Source organism: Algoriphagus sp. SE2 (assembly GCF_039563885.1).
Taxonomy (GTDB): Bacteria; Bacteroidota; Bacteroidia; order Cytophagales; family Cyclobacteriaceae; genus Algoriphagus.
The window spans coordinates 1-574 of the sequence record NZ_JBCLWJ010000073.1; the positions used below are offsets into that span (position 1 = coordinate 1).

Annotated in this window: 1 protein-coding gene; it reads right to left on the reverse strand. The window is 35.2% G+C overall.

The window, feature by feature from the left end:
- Positions 1–211: 211 nt before the first annotated feature.
- The coding region (locus AAGF08_RS20465; RefSeq protein WP_343513317.1) for an SRPBCC domain-containing protein at positions 212–574 on the reverse strand (363 nt) is incomplete at its 5' end.

Consider the following 574-nt stretch of genomic DNA (forward strand, 5'->3'; position numbering starts at 1 on the left):
TATATTGTCAATATGAGAATGGCTTTAGCCATTTATATTTTGGTTTCATGAAAAAAGGGTAGAGACTAGATACCCTTAGTGGGGATCGATCTATTCCTTCCTTTTACTTCTGAATCTTTCAGATAGATTCTTTTTTCCCCCATTGCACCACTTCCAAGTGTAGGAGCCGTATCCCAAAGAGTCATGGCTTAAATACCTTGTTGGCAGTAGTTTATTCTCTTTCTTCAAATGGAACTATTATACCTTTTTCTAAATAATTCTTTAATCCGTTCAATAATATAGCCCAACAATATGAGGATCTTTTATAATGAGCATTACATTCAGGCCATCCTTTGTGCCAAAAATTAACCCTAACGTCAGCTAAATATTGTTCCTGTTCAAATCCAAAGGAAGTGGAATCCCAATCCGAGTCAGATTTGGTCATATTGATGTGGAAAGATTTTTCCTTTTCTGATTTAATAACTTTACCGTACCAATCATATTCTGCAGTAAAGAAGAAATTATAAACTTCACCTTCTCTTGGTTTTCCTTTGCACTCAAGAGGCCACCAATTAACTAAATGCTTTGGTTCAGT